The sequence below is a fragment of the Streptomyces sp. S.PB5 genome, assembly GCF_030403745.1.
Classification (GTDB): domain Bacteria; phylum Actinomycetota; class Actinomycetes; order Streptomycetales; family Streptomycetaceae; genus Streptomyces.
This window is the reverse complement of record NZ_JAQMWP010000002.1, coordinates 283826-303684: the sequence shown is the minus strand read 5'-3', so window position 1 is coordinate 303684 and position 19859 is coordinate 283826. Positions and strand designations below refer to the sequence as shown.

Here is a 19859-nt window from a genome sequence, read left to right as displayed (position 1 = left end):
CGGTCTAGTCCCGATGGTTCTTCTTGGATTCCGGGTCCTTCGCCTGCTTGTCCACCGCGGCCTGTGCCCGCTTCAGCCACTCCTTCGGCTGAATACGCTTGGCCATCAGTTCGTTCGACGCGTTCTCGATAGCCGTGCCCATTTCGCTGTACCACTCGGTGTACAGGTAGCGGAAGGTGTCGTCCCCGGCGGCCTTGGACGCCTCGACCGTCGACTGGGTGCCCGGCCGCAGCTGGACGCCCGTGTCGACGCCGTCCTTGACGATGGTCAGCGAGTTCGCCTCCTTGGCGAACGACGTCGACCACTCCTTGGAGAGCATCATCCGCATGAACTCCTTGGCCGCGGGCAGGTTCTTGGCCTTGGCGGGGATGATGAAGGGCTCGCCGGAGCCGGCCCGGATCGCCTCGAAGGGCAGCTTGCTGTCGGGCAGCAGCGGCATCGGCAGGAACTTCATGTCGAAGTCGGACGGCGTCGACTTCAGCTGTTCGTTCTCCAGCCAAGAGCCGCTGGTGATGAAGACCGCCTTGTACTGGTTCCACCGGGTCTGGGACTCGGTGTGGGTCAGGCCGTTGGTGCCGGGCATCAAGTAGCCCTTCTCCACGACCTCGTAGATCGCGTCGACGGCGGCCGCCGCGGCGTCGGACCCCACGAACGCGTCGGGTTCGAGGTTGTCGATCGCCTTCATGGCGTCCAGACCGCCCGTCTTGGCGATCAGGTCCATGATGGCGACGTTGATGTAGTACGGGTATTTGCCCTGGTGGGCGAGGCCGCCGATGCCCTGGGACTTGGCGTCCTTGCAGATGGCGAGGAACTCGTCCCAGGTCTTGGGCTCCGTCCAGCCCTTGTCCTTGAAGAGCTTGCCGGAGTACCACAGGCCCCACACCGTGTAGATGTAGTTCAGCGCGACGACCTTGCCGCCCTGCAGACCCGCGTCGAGGGTGCCCGGGATCAGGGTGTCGCGGACCTTCTTGGCCGGGTCGTCGATCGAGGGGGCGTCCAGGACCTCGGCGAGGTCGAGCAGCTGGCCGTTCTTGTACAGCACGTCGACCGGGATCTGCTGGGCGCCGGAGTCGTCCACGATGTCCGGCGGGTTGCCCGCGTTGAAGCGGGGCTGGAGCTTGCCGGTGATCTCCTGGGTGCCGGTGTGGGTGGAGGTGACACCCCACTTCGACTTGAAACTCGCCTCCCAGGCCTTGGCGTAGTCGTCGCCGTAGCCGCCCTTGAAGATCACGACATCGAGTTTGCTGCCCTTCTTCACTCCGAAGGGGTTCGACTTGGACGTCTGGCCCTCGGTGTCGTTGTCGGAACTGTCGTCCCCGCCACCGCTGGCACAGGCGGACAGGAAGCTCATCGTGGGGACGGAGATCAGGCCGAGCGCAGCGGAACGCTTGATCAGATCGCGGCGGCCGACGGAGCCTTCATTGTTCTCGGCGGAAGTGGATCCCATGCTCAAGTCCTCGCCTTCTCCAGGACTCAGGCGGTGAACCGGATCCTCCCCGGCACCGCGGTCGGGTCACGCTGGGTCGTGCAGGAAGTGCGGACGTGCGGTGGAACAGATCGGTGAATCGCCGACAGGTATAGTCCACTTCCCGCCAACGGAGCAAGATCGAATGCAAGGTTGGCCATTGGTCTTTTCCGAGTTGAGACCTCGCGGAAATATGTGCGAGCCGCGCGAGGTCTGACGGAAAAATGCCCGCCATTGCGCTCGAATGCCACACCCAACACCTTGACATCGCTGGCTACTTGGGCCACAACTGATCCTTGCGCATCGAAGTTGACAACGTTGTCTGCGATGGCAGGAGGGCGCTGGCGTATGCGGCACAGAGCTCGGTACAGACGGTGTTCGGCGGTCGTTCTCACGGCCGCCTTTGCTTTGGCAATGAGTTCGCAGGGGGCCGCGGCCGCCCTCCCGGAGGCGCCCGGCGCCGACCGCGCCTTCGCCTCCTCCTTCGAGACCGGCGATCCACCGCCGGACTGGGTGAACACCGTCGAGCGCGCTTCCGGCGTCGACGGCGGCTACCGCACCGGCATCCCGGGCAATGTCACCGACCAGGTCGACGACGTCCGCGCGAGCGCCGAGAACACCGGCGGCGGCGAGGTGAAGGAACGGGTCGTCGACGGCGAGCCCGGCACCAAATGGCTGACCTTCGAACCCACCGGCTGGCTGGAGTTCGACTTCGGCAAACCGATGGCCATCACCACCTACGCGCTGGTCTCGGCCAACGACTACGCCGAGCGCGACCCCAGGGACTGGACCCTGAAGGGCTCGACCGACGGCAAGGACTGGAAGACCCTCGACACCCGCTCCGGCGAGGCGTTCGACGAACGGTTCCGGACGAAGTCGTACGACATCACAGGCCCGGCCGAGTACCGGCACTTCCGCCTCGACATCACCGCCAACAACGGCGCCTCGGGCATCCTCCAGCTCGCCGACGTGCAGTTCTCCACGGGCCCCGACGAGGGCCCCGTGCCGCCGGACATGCTCTCCCTGGTCGACCGCGGCCCGAACGGCTCCCCCACCGCGAAGGCACGGGCGGGCTTCACGGGGAAGCGGGCGCTGCGGTACGCGGGGCGGCACACCGCGGACGGGCGGGCGTACTCGTACAACAAGGTGTACGACGTGAATGTGAGGGTCGGCCGGGACACCCGGCTGTCCTACCGGGTCTTCCCGTCGATGGCGGACGGGGACCGGGACTACGACGCCACGCATGTGGCGGTGGACCTGGCCTTCACGGACGGTACGTATCTCAGCGGGCTCGGGGCTCAGGACCAGCACGGATTCGCGCTGTCGCCGCAGGGGCAGGGGGCCGCGAAGGTGCTGTACGTCAACCAGTGGAACGACGTGCGCTCGCGGATCGGGGCGGTGGCGTCGGGCAAGACGGTCGACCGGATCCTGGTGGCCTACGACTCCCCCACGGGGCCCGCGAAGTTCCGGGGGTGGCTGGACGACGTCCGGATCGAGTCTGTCGCGCCCGAGAGGCCCAAGGCGCATCTGTCGGACTACGCGCTCACGACCCGTGGCACCAACTCCAGCGGCGGTTTCTCCCGCGGCAACAACTTCCCCGCGACGGCCGTGCCGCATGGCTTCAACTTCTGGACGCCGGTGACGAACGCCGGGTCGCTGAGCTGGCTGTACGACTACGCGCGGGACAACAACGACGACAATCTGCCGACGATCCAGGCGTTCAGCGCGAGCCATGAGCCGAGCCCCTGGATGGGTGACCGGCAGACCTTCCAGGTGATGCCGTCGGTGGCCACGGGGGTGCCGGACACCGGGCGTGAGGCCCGGGAGCTGGCCTTCCGGCACGAGAACGAGACCGCGCGGCCGTACTACTACGGGGTGCGGTTCGAGAACGGGCTGAAGGCGGAGATGGCGCCGACCGACCACGCGGCGGCGCTGCGCTTCACCTACCCCGGGGACGAGGCGAGCGTCCTCTTCGACAATGTGACCGACCAGGCGGGGCTGACGCTCGACAAGGAGAACGGCGTCGTCACCGGGTACTCGGACGTGAAGTCCGGGCTGTCGGCGGGGGCCACGCGGCTGTTCGTGTACGGGGTCTTCGACAAGCCGGTGACCGGGGGCGACTCCAGCGGGGTCAAGGGGTATCTGCGGTTCGAGGACCGGACCGTCACGCTGCGCCTCGCGACCTCGCTCATCAGCGTCGACCAGGCGAAGGACAATCTGCGGCAGGAGATCCCGGACGGCACGAGTTTCGAGACGGTCCGGGACCGTGCGCAGCGGCAGTGGGACCGGCTGCTCGGCAAGGTGGAGGTCGAGGGTGCGACGCCGGAGCAGCTGACCACGCTGTACTCCAGCCTGTACCGGCTGTATCTCTACCCCAACTCCGGTTTCGAGAAGGTGGGTTCGACGTACCGGTACGCCTCGCCGTTCTCGCCGATGCCGGGTCCGGACACTCCGACGCACACCGGGGCGAAGATCGTGGACGGCAAGGTGTACGTCAACAACGGCTTCTGGGACACCTATCGGACGACCTGGCCGGCGTACTCGCTTCTGACGCCCGCTCAGGCGGGCGAGATGGTCGACGGGTTCGTGCAGCAGTACAAGGACGGCGGCTGGACCTCGCGCTGGTCCTCCCCCGGGTACGCCGACCTGATGACCGGCACCTCCTCGGACGTGGCCTTCGCCGACGCGTACGTCAAGGGCGTGGACTTCGACGCCGAGGCGGCGTACGAGGCGGCGCTGAAGAACGCGACGGTCGTGCCTCCGTCCTCCGGAGTCGGGCGGAAGGGGATGGAGACGTCCCCCTTCCTCGGCTACACGAGCACCGAGACGCACGAGGGGCTGTCGTGGGCGCTGGAGGGCTACCTCAACGACTACGGCATCGCCCGGATGGGGCGGGCGCTGTACGAGAAGACGGGTGAGAAGCGGTACCGGGAGGAGTCGCAGTACTTCCTCGACCGGGCCCAGGACTATGTGCAGTTGTTCGACACCGAGGCCGGGTTCTTCCAGGGGCGGAACCTGGCCGGTGACTGGCGTGTGGAGTCCTCGAAGTACGACCCGCGGGTGTGGGGCCACGACTACACCGAGACCAACGGCTGGGGTTACGCCTTCACCGCCCCGCAGGACAGCCGGGGCCTGGCCAATCTGTACGGAGGGCGCGCCGGGCTGGCCGAGAAGCTCGACACGTACTTCGCCACCCCGGAGACGGCCTCGCCGGACTTCGTCGGCTCCTACCCCGGGGTCATCCATGAGATGACGGAGGCCCGGGATGTGCGGATGGGCATGTACGGGCACTCCAACCAGGTGGCCCACCATGTGAACTACATGTACGACGCGGCCGGGCAGCCGTGGAAGACCCAGCGGAACGTCCGCGAGGTGCTGTCGCGCCTGTACACCGGCAGCGAGATCGGACAGGGCTACCACGGGGACGAGGACAACGGCGAGCAGTCGGCGTGGTTCCTGTTCTCCGCGCTCGGCTTCTATCCGCTGGTGATGGGAAGCGGTGAATACGCCGTCGGCTCCCCCTTGTTCACCAAGGCGACCGTGCATCTGGAGAACGGGAGGGAACTGGTGGTCAGGGCGCCGAGGAACAGCGCCCGCAATGTGTACGTCCAGGGGCTGAGGGTCAACGGGCTTCCCTGGACGTCGACTTCGCTCCCCCACTCGCTGATCTCCAGGGGAGGCACGCTGACCTTCGACATGGGCCCGCGGCCCTCGTCGTGGGGGAAGGACTCGGCGCCCGTGTCGATCACCCGGGACGACAAGGTGCCGACACCCCGGACGGACGCACTGAAGGCCGCAAGCGGTCCCTCCGCAGGGCTCTTCGACAACACCTCGGCTACCGAAGTCACGCTGTCCGAGGCCGAGTTGCCGGTGTCTGAAGGGGTGGAGGCGGTGCAGTACACGCTGACCTCGCCCGCCGACCGCGCGAAGGCACCCACGGGCTGGAAGCTCCAGGGGTCGTCCGACGGAACCTCGTGGCGGACCCTGGACGAACGCTCCGGTCAGTCCTTCGCCTGGGACAGACAGACCCGCGCGTTCACGGTGGGGTCGCCGGGTACGTACGAGAGGTACCGCCTCGTGCTGGACGGCGAGGCCGTGGTGTCCGAAGTCGAACTGCTCGCCTGAGCGGGCGAATTGGGGGTCCGGTGCACGGTGTCGATCCGGCATGGCTGCCGTACGAGGTGTTCCGGTCGATCGGCACCCGGCGGACGCTGGTCCGCGGCTCGGGCCCCCTGGTCGACACCGTGCACACGGAAGTGGCCGAGGCCTGCGCACGGTTCGGGGGGAGCGTCTCACGGGACGACTCCCCCGGGCCGTCCGACCTGGTGCTGGAAGCGACCGGCGGCGATGGCGATGGCGGCGAGGCGTTCGTCCTCGAACGCGGTGGCGGCCGTACGATCGTCACCGCGTCCGGCGGGCACGGGCTGCTCCACGGTCTCTTCCAGGTCGTCCGGCTCGGGGAGGCCGCCTTCCGGGGTGCGGACCGACACGAGGAGCACCGGCCCGCGTCGGCCCTGCGGATGCTGGACCACTGGGACAACGTGGCCGTGCACCCGGTCATGGGGCAGGTGGAGCGGGGGTACGCGGGCGGGTCGCTGTTCTGGGAGGACGGACGGGCGCGCGGGGACCTCGAACGGGTCATGGCGTACGGCCGGCTGCTCGCCGCGTGCGGGATCAACGCCGTCGCCGTGAACAACGTCAACGTGCACGAGACGGAGGCGCGGCTGCTGACCGAGCGGATCGGCGAAGTCGCCGCGATCGCCGGGGCGTTGAGGCCGTACGGCATCCGGACCCATCTGTCGGTCACCTTCGCGGCGCCGGTGGTGCTGGGCGGGCTGGAGACCGCCGATCCGCTCGACGAAGGGGTGCGGGTGTGGTGGGCCGAGACGACGGACCGGGTGTACGAGGCGATCCCGGACTTCGGCGGGTATGTGGTGAAGGCCGACTCCGAGGGGCAGCCGGGGCCGTTCGCGTACGGTCGCTCGCACGCCGACGGGGCGAACATGCTGGCCGCCGCGCTGGAGCCGCACGGAGGCACGGTCCACTGGCGGGCGTTCGTGTACGACCACCGGCAGGACTGGCGGGACCGGACGACGGACCGGGCACGGGCGGCGTACGACCATTTCGTGCCGCTGGACGGGGAGTTCGCGCCGAATGCGGTGCTCCAGGTCAAGCACGGTCCGATGGACTTCCAGGTGCGGGAGCCGGTCTCGCCGCTGATCGGGGCGATGCCGGGCACACGGCTCGCGGTGGAGTTGCAGGTCACTCAGGAGTACACCGGGCAGCAGCGGCATGTGTGCTGGCTGGGGCCGATGTGGAGCGAGGTGCTGCGGTTCAGGCTCTCCGGTCCTGAAGAGGGGCCGCGGGTCGGGGAGTTGGCGCGTGGCGGGCTCGTGGCCGTGTCCAATGCCGGTGACGATCCCTTCTGGACCGGGCATCCGCTGGCCCAGGCCAACCTCTACACCTTCGGGCGGCTGGCCTGGCGGCCGGACGCCGATCCGCTGGAGATCCTCGACGAGTGGATCCGGCTCACCTTCCGGGCGGAGGCCGCGTCGGGGGTGCGCGCGGTGATGGAGGACTCGTGGCGGACGTACGAGAAGTACACCGCGCCGCTCGGGGTCGGGTTCATGGTGCAGCCCGGTCACCATTACGGGCCGAGCGTGGACGGGTACGAGTACAGCCCTTGGGGGACGTATCACTTCGCCGACCGGGACGGGGTCGGGGTCGACCGCAGCCGGGCCACGGGTACCGGGTTCGCGGGGCTGTACGGCAAGGGGTGGGCCGAGGTGTACGAGTCCGCGGAGACCTGCCCGGACGAACTGCTGCTGTTCTTCCACCATGTGCCGTACCGGCATGTGCTGCGGAGCGGGAAGACGGTGATCCAGCATATCTACGACACGCACTTCGAGGGTGTGGCGGAGGTGGAGGAGGCCCGTGCGGTGTGGGACTCGCTGGCCGGTCTCGTCGACGCGGAGCGGTATGTGCGGGTGGTGGAGCGGTACGAGGAGCAGGTCCGCAGCGCACGGGAGTGGCGGGATCAGATCAACAGCTACTTCTTCCGGAAGTCCGGTGCGGGCGACGTGCGCGGGCGGCGCATCCACTGAATCCCGGCTGATGAATCCCGGCTGGAGAATCTCGGCTGACAGATCGCGATCGTGGTGCTTATGATGCCGCCGATGATGAACTTCTCCTCGTACGGATTGGGGGAATCGTTCGCTCAGGGTGAGTGCTGATGGCAGCTCACTTCGCGAACGAGATTCCGTCCCGCCTGTTGATGTGGCAGCGCGTACGTGCGTACGCCGTGCCACCGTCCATGATCGAGACCGCTGCCGCACGACGTGCCGTGGGTGACTGGGCCGGCGCCTGCGCTGCCGCCCGGGTCGATGTCGATCTCGATCTGCGCGCCGTGCGCCGCCGCCACGGCACTTCATTGACCGCGTCGCTTCGTGCGGATCTGCGTCGGCTCGCGCCGGATCTGCTGCGCTGGCACATGCCGCGGATCGCCCCCGACGGGCGGCTGCGGCCCGGGCTCACCGTTTCGCTGGCCCGCTACGACCTGGGGTCCGGTGCCGCACCGGTGCGGCTGGTGGTGCGGACGCCGCCGATGCGGGCCGATGCGGGGCAGCGGATGGCGCTGGCCTTGTGGGAGGGGTCCGGGGAGAACGAGTCCGGGCATCATCCGCATCCTTATCCTGACCGGCGGTTCCGGCTCGATCTGCATCGGCATCTCTGGGATGCGGGGCGCAGCGGGGAGCTGGCGGCGCGGTGCGGGGCCGACAGGGGCGACGGGAGCGGCGGGAGCGGCGGGGCATCGCCCGGTGCGGTTCTCGGGTGGTCCGTCGGTCTCGACTCCTCGTGGGCAGTGGATGGTTGGGCCGCCGAGGCGGAGGTGCTGCTGCGGGCCGAGGGGCGGTCCCGGGGGGCGTTCACGGTGCGGCTCGGTGCGCGTGAGCTTGCCGTGTTCGAGCTGGTGGCTCCGGATGACAGTCATGTGCCGACGGTCCGGGCGCTGCGGGAGGGCTTGCCGCCGCAGGAGGTCGCGGCGCTGCCGGTGCTGCCGGAGGCGGCGGCCCGGGTGCTGCCGGACCTGGAACTGTTGAGGGCCGGGCTGGTCCCGGTCGAGCGGCTGCATCCGCTCGTCGCCGCCGCGTTGCCGGCGGGCGGTGGGGTGAGCACGGTCCACGGTTCCGGACCCGGTTCCGTGCCCGGCGCCGGGCCTGACGGCTCGTCCGGTGATCCGCACCGGGTGGAGTGCCGGGGCGAGGTGCATCGGATCGCCCTGCGGAACGGCGTGCTGACCGCCGTCGATCACGACCCTGCCCAACTGCGGCGCGAGGAGCTGCTGGTGGCGCTCGGTGGGCCGCCGTTGCCCTGTCTGCGGGCGATCGACACCGTGCACCGGAGCCCGGAGGCGTTGCCGGCGGTCCGCGACCGGCTGCTCCATGGTGATGTCGCCGGGGCGCTGGCCGTGGTCGAGGGGCTGCTCGGCCCCGCCGCGGTGCTGCGGGACGGGCCGCTCCGGGACGAGCTGGAGACGGCCGCGGTCCGCCGTATCGACCACGGGCTGTTCCGGTCGGGGCTGCTGCCCGTGCACCCCGCCGCGGGTGCGGCGGGAGGCGGGGACGCCTCGGACCAGGGGCGCACGAGCCACCGGCCGCGGCTCGACCGCCGTACACCTCACACGATCCGCCAGAAGCTCAACGGCCGGACCCGGCCGCGCACGGGCCTGGCCCGCTGACCGGTCGCCGGTCGCCGGTCGCCGGTCGCCGGTCGCCGGTCGCCGGTCGCCGGTCAATGATCGACGGCTGCCACCACTCGACTCCCGCGCCTCTCTCGGCGTCCCACGACATCCGGGACGGGTCCTCCCGTCCCCCTCATCCCACCCAGGTGATGCCCATGACTTCCAGCACGCTCCTGCCCGTCGACCCCTTCGCCACCGGCGATGCCCCCCAACTCGCCGTCGCAGACTCCCTCCTGACACTCCTTCGGACGACCACCACCGAACCCCGCCCCGACGAACAGCTCGAAGCGCTCACCCTGGCCGTCGCGGCAGATCTGCCCGTGCTGCTCTGGGGCGAGCCGGGCATCGGCAAGACCGCCGCGCTGACACAGCTCGCCGACTCCCTCGGCCTGCCGCTGACAACCGTGATCGCCAGTGTTCATGAACCGACCGACTTCTCCGGGCTGCCCATCGTCGGCGACGACCCCGAGGTGCGGGGTGTGCCGATGGCGCCGCCGCAGTGGGCCGTGGAACTCGTGCGGGCCGGACGGGGGCTGCTGTTCCTGGACGAACTCTCCACCGCCACTCCGGCCGTGCAGGCCGCGCTGCTCCGGGTGGTGCTGGAGCGCAGGGTCGGCGCGCTGCAACTGCCGCCGGGGGTAAGGATCGTGGCCGCCGCGAACCCACGGGCTTCGGCGGCGGACGGGTGGGAGCTGAGCCCGCCGCTGGCCAACCGGTTCGTGCACCTGTACTGGGTGCACGACCAGGACGTGGTGGTGCGGGGCCTCGGCGGGATCTGGCCGCGGGCCGAACTCCCCTTCCTCGACCGGGAGTTGCTGACGGACGCCGTGACGTACGCCCGGCGCGCGGTCTGCGGGTTCCTCAAGGCCCGGCCGACGCTCATCCACCGGCTGCCGAGCACCGAGGTGCGGCGCGGTGGCGCCTGGCCCTCGCCCCGGAGCTGGGAGGCCGCGTTGACGCTGCTCGCGTTCGGTACGGCGGCCGGCGTGTCGCGGGAGGTGCTGGCGCTGCTGGTGCGGGGCGCGGTCGGTGACGGCCCCGGGCTGGAACTCCTCGCCCACCTGGACCGGATGGACCTCCCGGACCCGGAGACCCTGCTCGCCGACCCGGCCTCCGCCGACCTCCCGGAACGGGGCGATCTGCGGCAGGCCGCGCTGGAGGCCGTCGTCGCCGCCGTCGGCGCCCGACCGGAGCGGGAGCGGTGGGAAGCGGGCTGGGCGGTACTGATCCGCGCCCTGGAGACCGGCGCCCCCGACCTGCTGGTCGCCCCCGCCACGACCCTCGCCGCGCTCCGACGCGACGACTGGGAGGTACCGGAGGCGGTGGAACGCCTCAGCGGGGTGATCAGCCTGTCCCACCGAGCGGACGAGTCGGTGACCCGCGCGACGGAGACCGGTAAGGCGGGACGGGCGATGGGGGTGGGCCGGTGATGGGGGAGGTCATGGGGGCCGGGGGCGCGCGGATGCCGGGGCTGGCGGAGGGAGTGGGGAGCCAGTCGCTGCCCGGACCCGACAGAGGAACGGGTCGTGCCTCGGCTGCCCATGCCGCGGCGGTGGAGAAGGCTACGCGGGGGACATCGGGGCCGCCGGTGGAGGGGGACGCGCAGGCGGCATCAGGCCCACCGGTCGAGGACGCCACGCAGGTGGCATCGGGCCCGCCCGTGCAGCACGCCACGCAGGTGGCATCGGGCCCGCCGGTGAAGGGCACCACCCAGGTGGCGCCGCCCGTGTCCGGGGCGTCGCGGAGGGCGGCCCGGCCTCTGCCTCGTCCGATGCCGCCGCCTCCCCCGCCCCGCCCGGTACGGGCCCGTGTGCCGGTGGCGCCGAGGGGGCACGGCGGCCGGCCCGACAATCCGGTCGGGCTTCCGTTGGACATGGAGAAGTTGCTGGCCGCGCGGCTGCATGCCGTCAAGGTCCGGCCCTATCTCGCGGTGGCTCTCTTCGCTCTGCGGATCGTGGAGGACCGTTCCGTGCCGACCATGGCCGTCGACGCGCACTGGCGCTGCTATGTCTCCCCCGGCTTCGTGGCCCGTATGCCCGTGGAGGAGCTGGCAGGTGTCTGGGTGCACGAGGTCTCGCATCTGCTGCGGGATCATCACGGGCGGAGTGAGCGGTATGCGCGGGAGAACGAGGAGTTCGGGCCCGGCGAACGCCTCCGGAGGAACATCGCCGCCGACTTCGAGATCAACGACGACATCTATGGCGAGGGCCTGCCCCGGCCGACCGGCGCGGTGCTCCCGTCGCTGCTGCGGCTGCCCGACGGGCTGCTGATGGAGGAGTATCTGCGCAGGGCGTCGATGTCCGGGCTCGCCGCCGACCTGGCGTGGCTGGACTGCGGCGGCGGTGCCGACGGGCAGGCTCGGCCGTGGGAGCTGGGGCCCGACGGGGCGCACGGACTGAGCAGGCAGCAGCGGGACGCGGTGCGCTTCCGGGTCGCCGAGGGGATCAGAGCGAGGCCGGGCGAGGCCCCGGAGGGGTGGCGGCGATGGGCGGACGAGGCGTTCCAGCCGCCGCAGCCGTGGCGGCAGTTGCTGGGGGCGGCGGTGCGTGCGGCGGCGGGTGCGCCGGGGGCCGGTGAGAACCACAGCTTCCGGCGTCCGTCCCGGCGCTCGGCGAGTGTGCCCGGGGTGCTGCTGCCGAGCCTGCGCCGGCACCCGCCCCGGGTGTGTGTCGTCATCGACACCTCCGGTTCGGTGAGCGACGCCGAGTTGGGCAGCGCCCTGCTGGAGGTCGCGGCGATCTCGCGGGCGGTGGGCGGGCGGCGCGATCTGGTCTCGGTGATCTCCTGCGACGCGGCCGCCGGGGTGGCCGTACCGCTCTGCCGCGCCGAGGACATCGAACTGATCGGCGGCGGTGGCACCGACCTGCGCTCCGGTTTCGCCCGGGCGCTGCGGACCCGCCCGGACGTGGTCGTCGCCCTGACCGACGGCCAGACGCCCTGGCCATCCGCTCAGCCGCCCTGCCGTACGGTCGTCGGCCTGTTCCCCCGTGCCGGCCGCGCGGTGAACGAGCAGGATCCGGAGTACATGCCCGATTCCCCGCCGCCCTGGGCCCGTGTCGTCACCATCAACTGATCAGGCGCAGGACCAGCACCCCGAGCGGATCGAGGGTCAGAGGCTCGCCCTTCTCGGTCCGCTTGCCGGTCAGCAGGTCGGTGGCGGTGGTGTGGGCGGTCAAATGGGCGTGCTCCGCACCGTGGTTGAGGAGGAAGAGGAGGCGGGTGCCGTCGGGCGCCACACGGGTCGCCGCCTCCACCGAGGGGTGGTCGGCGTAGGGGCCGATCAGGTCGTGACGGGCGAGGACACGGAGGACCACCTCGTCCACGCCGGGCTGCGCGAGGGCGGTGGCGACGTACCAGCCCTCGCCCTCCCCGAAGACGTTCCGTGTCACGGCCGGCGTGCCCGCATAGAAGTCGGCGCCGTACGTGGCGACCGCCTCGGCGCCGCGCAACCGCACGATCTCGAACACGAGCCGCGCTTCCGAGCCCAGCTCGGGAATCGGCTGGGCGAACTCCCGTTGCCGCGCGTCCCATTCGTCGACCCGCACGCCCGTCAGAGGCGCCAGCGGCCCCGGCACGTCGGTGAGGAACGCCCGGTCGTGCTCGTCGCACCGCCCCGAAAGGAACGTCGTCAGGACCGTGCCCCCGCGCGCGGCGACGCCTTCGAGGCGGGCCGCGAGATCCCCCTTCACCAGGTGCAGCACGGGTGCCAGGACCACGTCGTACGAGCTCAGGTCACCGGTCTGCGGTACGACGTCCACGTCGGCGCCGGCCTCGCGCGCGGCCCGATAGTAGGCGTGCACCACGTCCTGGTACTTGACCAGCCGGGAGGGCCCGTCGGAGATCTCCAGGGCCCACCAGCTGTCCCAGTCGAAGACGAGTGCCGTACGGGCGGGGGTGCGGGCGTCGAGCACGGCGTCCCCCAGCTCCACCAACTCCCTTCCCAGTACTGCCACTTCACGGAAGACGCGCGTGTCGTCGCGCCCCGCGTGACCGATCACCGCCCCGTGGTACTTCTCGCAGGCACCGCGCGAGGCGCGCAGCTGGAAGTACAGGGCGGCGTCGGCGCCATGGGCGATCGCCTGGTACGTGGCCAGCCGCAACTCCCCCGGCCTGCGCAGGGGGTTGACGTCCCGGCAGGCCGTAGTGGACGGAGTCTGTTCCATCAGCCAGAAGGGTGCCCCGTCCTTGAGGCCGCGCATCAGGTCGTGGGCGAGGGCGGGCCAGGTAGGCGGGGCGTCGAGGGGCGGATAGCTGTCCCAGGAGGCGAAGTCGAGGTGCGGGGCCCAGCGGTGGTAGTCGAGGGGGCGAAACATGCCCATGAAGTTGGTGGTGACGGGGGTGTCGGGGTCATGGGCGCGGATCACCTCCTTCTCGGCGAGGAAGCAGCCGAGGAGGGCGTCGGTGGTGAAGCGGAAGTAGTCGAGGGTGATGCCCTGGAAGGCGGTGTGGTCGGGGCCGCGCCAGTGCTCGGTGAGCGCGCTCGGAGGTTCGATCTCGGACCAGTCGGTGTAGCGGTGGGACCAGAAGGTCGTCCACCAGGCGTCGTTGAGGGCGTCGAGGCTGTCGTACCGGTTCCGGAGCCACTCCCGGAACGCCTCGGCGCACAGCTCGCAGTAACAGACGCCGCCGTACTCGTTGTTGATGTGCCAGGCGATCAACGCCGGGTGGCGTGCGTACCGTTCGGCGAGCCGTGCGGCCATGGCCGTGGAGAGCCGGCGGTACGCCGGTGAGCTGGGGCAGAAGTTGTGGCGCCGGCCGTAGCGGTGGCGGCGGCCCTCGAAGTCGGTGCGGTTCACCTCGGGGTACTTCCTGGCCAGCCAGGGCGGGAGGGCGGCGGTGCCGGTGGCGAGGCAGACCTGGCGGTCCTCGGCGGCGGCACGGTCGAGGATGCGGTCCAGGACGGTGAAGTCGTAGGTGTCCTCGGCGGGTTGGGTCAACGACCAGGAGAAGACCCCGACGGTGAGGGTGTCGACACCGGCCCTCGTGAACAGGCGGTGGTCCTCGTCCCACACCTCCTGTGGCCACTGCTCGGGGTTGTAGTCGCCGCCGTACCGGATCTTGCGGCTCATACGGTGAAGTCCTCCCGGGTCTCGGCGATCACCGCACGACTGCCGTGCAGCAGGGACAGCAGCAGCGGCGCGGCCAGCAGGGCGGGCAGGGCCTCGGTGAGCAGTGCGGTCCCCGCGGCGGTCAGCACGAGCAGCGAGCCGGCGGCGAGGGTGGCCCGGCCGTGCCGGAACAGGAAGTACGCGGCGAGGCGGGCGGTGTCGCGGGCGCGGAAGGTGAAGAGCGAGGTCAGGACGAGGGCGTGGGCTCCCCACAGAAGCGATCCCGCGCCGATCGCCGCGAGCAGCACGGCCCACCAGCCGGGCAGCCCCGTCGCGGAGAAGTGGGTCAGCGTGAAGGCGATGACCGTGAGCCAGCCGAGCAGCGGCGCCCAGAGCCGCAGCGCCGGCAGCGCGTTGAGCCGCCAGCCGCGCCAGTAGCCGCGGGCCGGGTGGAGTTCGGTGAGGTCGCGGTCGCGGTGGTGGAGGGCGTACAGGGCCGCGGAGAGCGCCGGGCCGAGCGGGAGCAGGCATACGGCGGCGAGGGGAAGGTTGGAGGGGTCGGGGCCCAGCAGGAACAGACCGGCGAGGCCGGGTGCGGCGGCGGCCAGGAGCAGGGCTTCGACGGTGACGAGGGTGTGGATGAGCGCGGCGGCCCGGGAGAGGGGGCCCGCGCCGAAGGCGGTGGTGGGGGTGCTCATCGCGGGCCCCTCCCGAGCGGTCGCGCCGCGGCCGGGACGCGGATCACGCGTTCTCCTTCTTGAACCGCTCGTACGCCTTGTTGTGCAGGTCGAGGAGTTGCTGCATGTTCTTCGACTTCAACTCGGCGACGTAGTCGTCCCATTCGGACAGCGGCCGCTTGCCGAGGACGAACTGGAGGGTGTTCTGGATGACGTGATCCTTGAGCGGGGTCTCCCAGAGGGTCGCCTGTTCCTGCTCGACGGACTGCAGCGGGTGGGCCGGGGGGATGGGCAGCTGGGTGCGCTGGGCCATGGCGTCCTGGAACTTCTTCTCGTCCGGGCTGAAGTTGGAGGAGACCAGGGCCCAGCTGCCGCCGTAGGTGAAGACGCCGTTGAAGAAGCCGAAGTCCTTCTGGAGGTCCTTCGGGGCGTCCGGGTCGGAGCCCATGAGAGAGATGCCGGGCGCCGGCCTGTACTGGCCGCCGGACTCCGTGTAAGTGGTGCCCTCCACACCCCACTTGCTGAACTTCTGGCCCTCGTCGGAGTACCAGAGCCAGTCCACGAACTGCATCATCGCGACGAAGCTGTCGCTCCCCAGGGCCTTGCTGGAGACCATGATGCCGTTCTCCAGCCGGACGCCGCCGATCACCACCGGGCCCGCCGGGCCGAGGGGCACCGGGACCATCTCGATCTTCGCGCCCTTGACCTGCTTCTCCAGGTTGTAGCGGTACTCCTGCACCAGCACCTGCGGATTGGCGCTGATCGCATAGGACTTCTCGGCCAGCAGCTTCTGCAGCGCCTGGTCGTCCTGCTGGGTGAAGCTCTCCGGGTCGAGCAGCTTCTCGGCGACGAACTTCCTCAGGAACTCGACCATCTGACGCCAGGCGTCCAAGGCGCCGGTGAACACGAACTTCTGCGCCTCGGTGTCGAAGTCGATGTTGTCGTACGTCCAGCCCGCCCTGATCCCGTACGCCTGTCCGAGGTAGCTGAACAACGCCCCGCACGGGAAGGGGGTGTTGGTGCTCCAGCGGTCGGTCCACGGGTACTTGTCGGGGTACTCCGACTTGAGGGCCTTGAGGACGTCGTAGACCTGGTCCCAGGTCTCCGGCAGGGTCAGGCCGAGCTTTTCGAGGGTGTCCGTGCGGAAGGAGAGCGAGTATCCGGCCTTGGGCTTCTCGTGCAGGCCGGGCAGCAGGTAGTACTTGCCGTCGGACTGGCGTATGGAGTCGAGTTCGGGCTCGAGCTTCCACCTCTTCACCTTGTCCTGGTAGTTCGGCATCAGATGCACGTACTCGCTGACCGGGAGGATCGCCCCGGACGACACGAACGCGACCTCGCCCGGGTGGTACGTCTTCGGGATGAGGAAGGGGGCGTCGCCCGCGCCGATGAGGACGCTGCGCTTCTTCTCGTAGTCCGCCAGCGGGACGTCGACGGGCTTGATGGTGACGCCGGTTCGCCGGGTGACCTCCTTCCAGAACAGCCAGCTGCTCTTCATCGGGTAGACCGGGTTGTTGTTGTGCAGCATGGAGAAGGACAACGGCTTCGCGGCCTTGAACTGCTGGCCGGGGGTGTACTCCTTCATCGCGCCGTTCTGCTTCTTGGACAGGTCCTTGCCGTCCCCGCCGTCGTCGCCGCTGCCGCAGCCGGTGAGGGCGGCGAGACCGATGAAACCTGCGGCCGCCAGGATCTGACGCCGCGACAGCTGTCCTTCGTTCATCACGGATACTCCCTTGTTCCGTAAGTGAATTGAGCGGGCGTCAGCCCTTGACCGCGCCGAGCATCACGCCCGAGACGAAGTAGCGCTGCACGAACGGGTACACGCAGATGATCGGCAGCGAGGTGAGCACGATCGCGACCGCCTGGATGTTGGCCCCGGTCTGGCTGAGCTGCTCGGTACCGGCACCGGCGTTGCCGCCGCCGGTCACGCCCGAGATGAGGTTGCGCAGATAGACGGTGACCGGCATCAGGTCCGAGCTGTCCATGTAGAGGAAGGCGCTGAACCAGGAGTTCCAGAACGACACGGAGTAGAAGAGGACCATGGTCGCGACGACCGCCTTGGACAGCGGCAGCACGATCCTGAGCAGGATCCCGTAGGTGCTCAGGCCGTCGATCTGCGCGGCCTCCTCCAGTTCGGTCGGCAGGTTCTCGAAGAAGGCCTTCATCACCAGGAGGTTGAACACGCTGATCGCGTTGGGCAGCGCGATCGCCCACACGCTGTTCTTCAGTCCGAGGCTGGTGATCAGGACGTACTGCGGGATGAGGCCGCCGGTGAAGAACATGGTGAAGACGGCGATGCCGACGAGCGCGGTGCGCCCCTTGAGGTGCTTCTTCGACAGGACGTACGCGTAACAGGTCGTCAGAACCATGGCCACGGCGGTCGATACGACCGTGTAGAGCACGGTGTTGCCGTAGTTCCGCCAGAACATCGAGTCCTGGAAGACGATTTTGTACGTGGTGAGGTTGAACCCCTTGGGCCACAGGGTCACTTCACCGGCGCGGATCTGGCGCTCCCCGCTGAAGGACCTCGCGATGATGTTGACGAAGGGGTACAGGGTCACGGCCACGACCAGCGTGAGGATCACTCCGTTGACACCCTGGAAGACCCGGTAGGAGCGGCTCGGCCTCACCACAGGCTGGTCCCCACCGTGCGGCGCGAGAGCTGGTTGGCGGAGATGATCAGGACCAGGCCGATGATCGCCTCGAAGAGTCCGATGGCGGCTGCGTAGCTGAAGCTGCTGGACTCGACACCGGTCCGGTAGACGTACGTGGAGATCACGTCGGCGGTCGGGTACGTCAGCGCGTTGTACAGCAGCAGTACCTTCTCGAAGCCGACCGCCAGGAAGGTGCCGATGTTGAGGATCAGCAGTGTGATCATGGTGGGGCGGATCCCGGGCAGGGTGACGTGCCAGATCTGCTGCCAGCGGCCCGCGCCGTCGATGCGGGCGGCCTCGTACAGGTCCTCGTCGATGGTGGTGAGGGCGGCGAGGTAGAGGATCGTGCCCCAGCCGGCGGTCTGCCAGATCTCGGAGCCGACGTAGATCGCGCGGAACCACTCGGGTTCCTGGATGAACCGGATCGGGTCGTGGCCGAACCAGCCCAGGACATGGTTGACCGGGCCGTCGGTGGCAAGCATCTGCAGGGTGATGCCGGCGACGATCACGATCGACAGGAAGTGCGGGAGGTAGGACACCGACTGCACGAAGCGCTTCAGCGAGCGCCGGCGGACCTCGTTCAGCAGCAGGGCGAGCACGATCGGGATCGGGAAGCAGAAGACGAGGGTGAGTCCGCCGATCCAGAGGGTGTTGCGGAACACCTGCCAGAACGTGGGGTCGTTGAGGAACATCTCGACATAGCGCAGGCCCACCCACTGCTCGCCGAAGATCGAGCCGCCGGGTTCGAAGCGGCGGAACGCGATCACGTTGCCGAGCATCGGCAGATAGCGGAAGACCAGGAAGAACAGCAGGGGCAGCAGCGCGAGCGAGTAGAGCTGCCAGTCGCGGCGCAGGGCCCGTCTCCAGGGGGTGCGGGGGGACGGCGGTGGGGGTGGGGCCGGTGCGGACGGGTTCTCGATGCCCGGCGGAGAGGCCGGTTTGGTGGAGGTGCTCATTGCTCGGTCCTCTCAGGAGGGGGGAGTTGAACCGAAACTTTCGAGCGCTTACCGGTAACTTCGCGGCAACCTAAAGGCGTCAGAAAGCGCTGTCAATGGGTGCTGCAGCGGGCTTTTGATGTGGGTGCGCGGAGTTGTAGGCGGTGGAGCGCGGGGTAGAACATGGGGGCTCGGTGCGTGAGACTCCGCAAGTTTCCATACTCGGACCGACTCCTGCGAGGTGCTTGTGCCCGCGTTCGACCTGCCGTTGACGGAGCTGGTGCATCATCGGCCGCTTCCCGAAGAGCCCGCCGATTTCGAGGAGTTCTGGGCCGGGACGCTCAAGGAGGCCGCTCAGGAAGAGGTGTTGGTGTCGGTGCGGCCGGTGGAGAACGGGCTGCGGCTGACGGACACATGGGACGTGGCCTTCCGGGGCTTCGGTGGGGACCCGGTGCGGGCCTGGTTCAGCAGACCGGCGGGGGTGTCCGAACTCCTGCCCGCGGTGGTCGAATTCGCGGGGTACGGTCGCGGGCGGGGGCTCCCCCATGAGCGGCTCACCTGGGTGAACGCCGGGTATGCGCATCTGCTGATGGACAATCGCGGTCAGGGGGACCAGTACGGCAACGGAGGCGCGACCCCCGATCCGCACGCCGGGGCGGCGGCGGGTGGGCCGGGGGCCGTCGTGCGGGGGCTGCTCGATCCGCGGGACCATCACTATCGGCGGCTCATCACGGATGCGGTGCGGGCGGTCGCGGCGGTGCGTGAGTTGCCGGGGGTGGACGTCGGGCGGGTCGCGGCCGTCGGCAACAGTCAGGGCGGGGGTCTTGCGCTGGCCGTGGCAGGGCTCGTGCCCGGTCTGTCGGCGGCTCTGGTGACCGCGCCGTTCCTGTGCGGTGTCCGCCGCGCGCTGGATCTCACCGACGCGACCCCCTACGGCGAGATCACCGCGTATCTGTCCGTCCATCGCGGCGCCGAAGAGGCCGCGTACCGCACCCTCGCGTACATGGAGGGCATCTCCTTCGCCCGGCGTGCGCATGCTCCGGCGCACTTCGGGGTGGGGCTGCGGGACACGGTGTGTCCGCCGAGTGGGGCGTACGCGGCGTTCAATCGGTACGGCGAGTTGTCCGGAGCGCAGCCCCGGACGGAGATCCACGCCTATCCGTACAACGGGCACGAGGGTGGGGACGCGGTGCAGGTGCGGCGGCAGTTGGACTGGCTGCGGGGAGTATGGGGCTGACGTGGTGCCTGCGGCGGCCTGCGCGGGTGGGGTGGGGTTCGCGTTGCGCACTACTCGCCATCGGGGGTCGGGGCCGCGCCGGGGGGTGTCCGTCCTCGGTCGGGC

General features: G+C 69.7%; 12 protein-coding genes. 6 read left to right on the top strand and 6 right to left on the bottom strand.

Annotation, left to right across the window (positions count from 1 at the left end; genetic code table 11):
* Window positions 1-4: 4 nt before the first annotated feature.
* Window positions 5-1447 carry an N-acetylglucosamine/diacetylchitobiose ABC transporter substrate-binding protein gene (gene ngcE / locus PH203_RS06165; RefSeq protein WP_289917255.1) on the bottom strand — a complete coding sequence of 481 codons (1443 nt, stop codon included), beginning with the start codon at window positions 1445-1447 and terminating at the stop codon, window positions 5-7.
* A 366-nt stretch (window positions 1448-1813) separates the two neighbouring features.
* Here ngcE and PH203_RS06160 point away from each other — a divergent pair, with 366 nt between their 5' ends.
* The 5 genes from PH203_RS06160 (at window position 1814) to PH203_RS06140 (ending at window position 12279) form a co-directional block, all read left to right on the top strand.
* A complete protein-coding gene (locus PH203_RS06160) occupies window positions 1814-5590 on the top strand; it encodes a GH92 family glycosyl hydrolase (RefSeq protein WP_289917253.1) in 3777 nt (1258 codons plus the stop codon).
* 20 nt (window positions 5591-5610) lie between these two features.
* A complete protein-coding gene (locus tag PH203_RS06155) occupies window positions 5611-7569 on the top strand; it encodes an alpha-glucuronidase (RefSeq protein ID WP_289917251.1) in 1959 nt (652 codons plus the stop codon).
* Between the two features lie 128 nt (window positions 7570-7697).
* Complete coding sequence (locus PH203_RS06150) at window positions 7698-9203, top strand: hypothetical protein (protein WP_289917249.1); 1506 nt, start codon at window positions 7698-7700, stop codon at window positions 9201-9203.
* Between the two features lie 158 nt (window positions 9204-9361).
* Entirely contained in the window at window positions 9362-10636 is a 1275-nt protein-coding gene (locus PH203_RS06145) for a MoxR family ATPase (RefSeq protein ID WP_289917248.1), read from the top strand.
* 443 nt (window positions 10637-11079) lie between these two features.
* Complete coding sequence (locus tag PH203_RS06140; protein WP_289917246.1) at window positions 11080-12279, top strand: VWA-like domain-containing protein; 1200 nt, start codon at window positions 11080-11082, stop codon at window positions 12277-12279.
* Here the strand turns inward: PH203_RS06140 and PH203_RS06135 are convergent.
* From PH203_RS06135 to PH203_RS06115, 5 genes are read right to left on the bottom strand one after another with little or no spacing between them, the layout of a single operon-like run.
* Window positions 12272-14275: a beta-galactosidase gene (locus tag PH203_RS06135; protein ID WP_289917244.1), complete on the bottom strand. Its 2004-nt coding sequence runs from the start codon at window positions 14273-14275 to the stop codon at window positions 12272-12274. The genes PH203_RS06140 and PH203_RS06135 overlap by 8 nt on opposite strands.
* Entirely contained in the window at window positions 14272-14952 is a 681-nt protein-coding gene (locus tag PH203_RS06130; protein WP_289917241.1) for a hypothetical protein, read from the bottom strand. The genes PH203_RS06135 and PH203_RS06130 overlap by 4 nt, the downstream gene beginning before the upstream one ends.
* Window positions 14953-14995: 43 nt before the next feature.
* Complete coding sequence (locus tag PH203_RS06125; RefSeq protein WP_289917239.1) at window positions 14996-16651, bottom strand: extracellular solute-binding protein; 1656 nt, start codon at window positions 16649-16651, stop codon at window positions 14996-14998.
* A gap of 37 nt (window positions 16652-16688) precedes the next feature.
* Window positions 16689-17561, bottom strand: coding sequence for a carbohydrate ABC transporter permease (locus PH203_RS06120; protein WP_289917236.1), 873 nt, complete (start codon window positions 17559-17561; stop codon window positions 16689-16691).
* Window positions 17555-18538 carry an ABC transporter permease subunit gene (locus tag PH203_RS06115; protein ID WP_289917235.1) on the bottom strand — a complete coding sequence of 328 codons (984 nt, stop codon included), beginning with the start codon at window positions 18536-18538 and terminating at the stop codon, window positions 17555-17557. Before PH203_RS06115 ends, PH203_RS06120 begins: the two co-directional genes overlap by 7 nt.
* Window positions 18539-18764: 226 nt before the next feature.
* Between PH203_RS06115 and PH203_RS06110 the strand changes: the two genes are divergently transcribed.
* Complete coding sequence (locus PH203_RS06110) at window positions 18765-19754, top strand: acetylxylan esterase (protein ID WP_289917234.1); 990 nt, start codon at window positions 18765-18767, stop codon at window positions 19752-19754.
* Window positions 19755-19859: the final 105 nt, after the last annotated feature.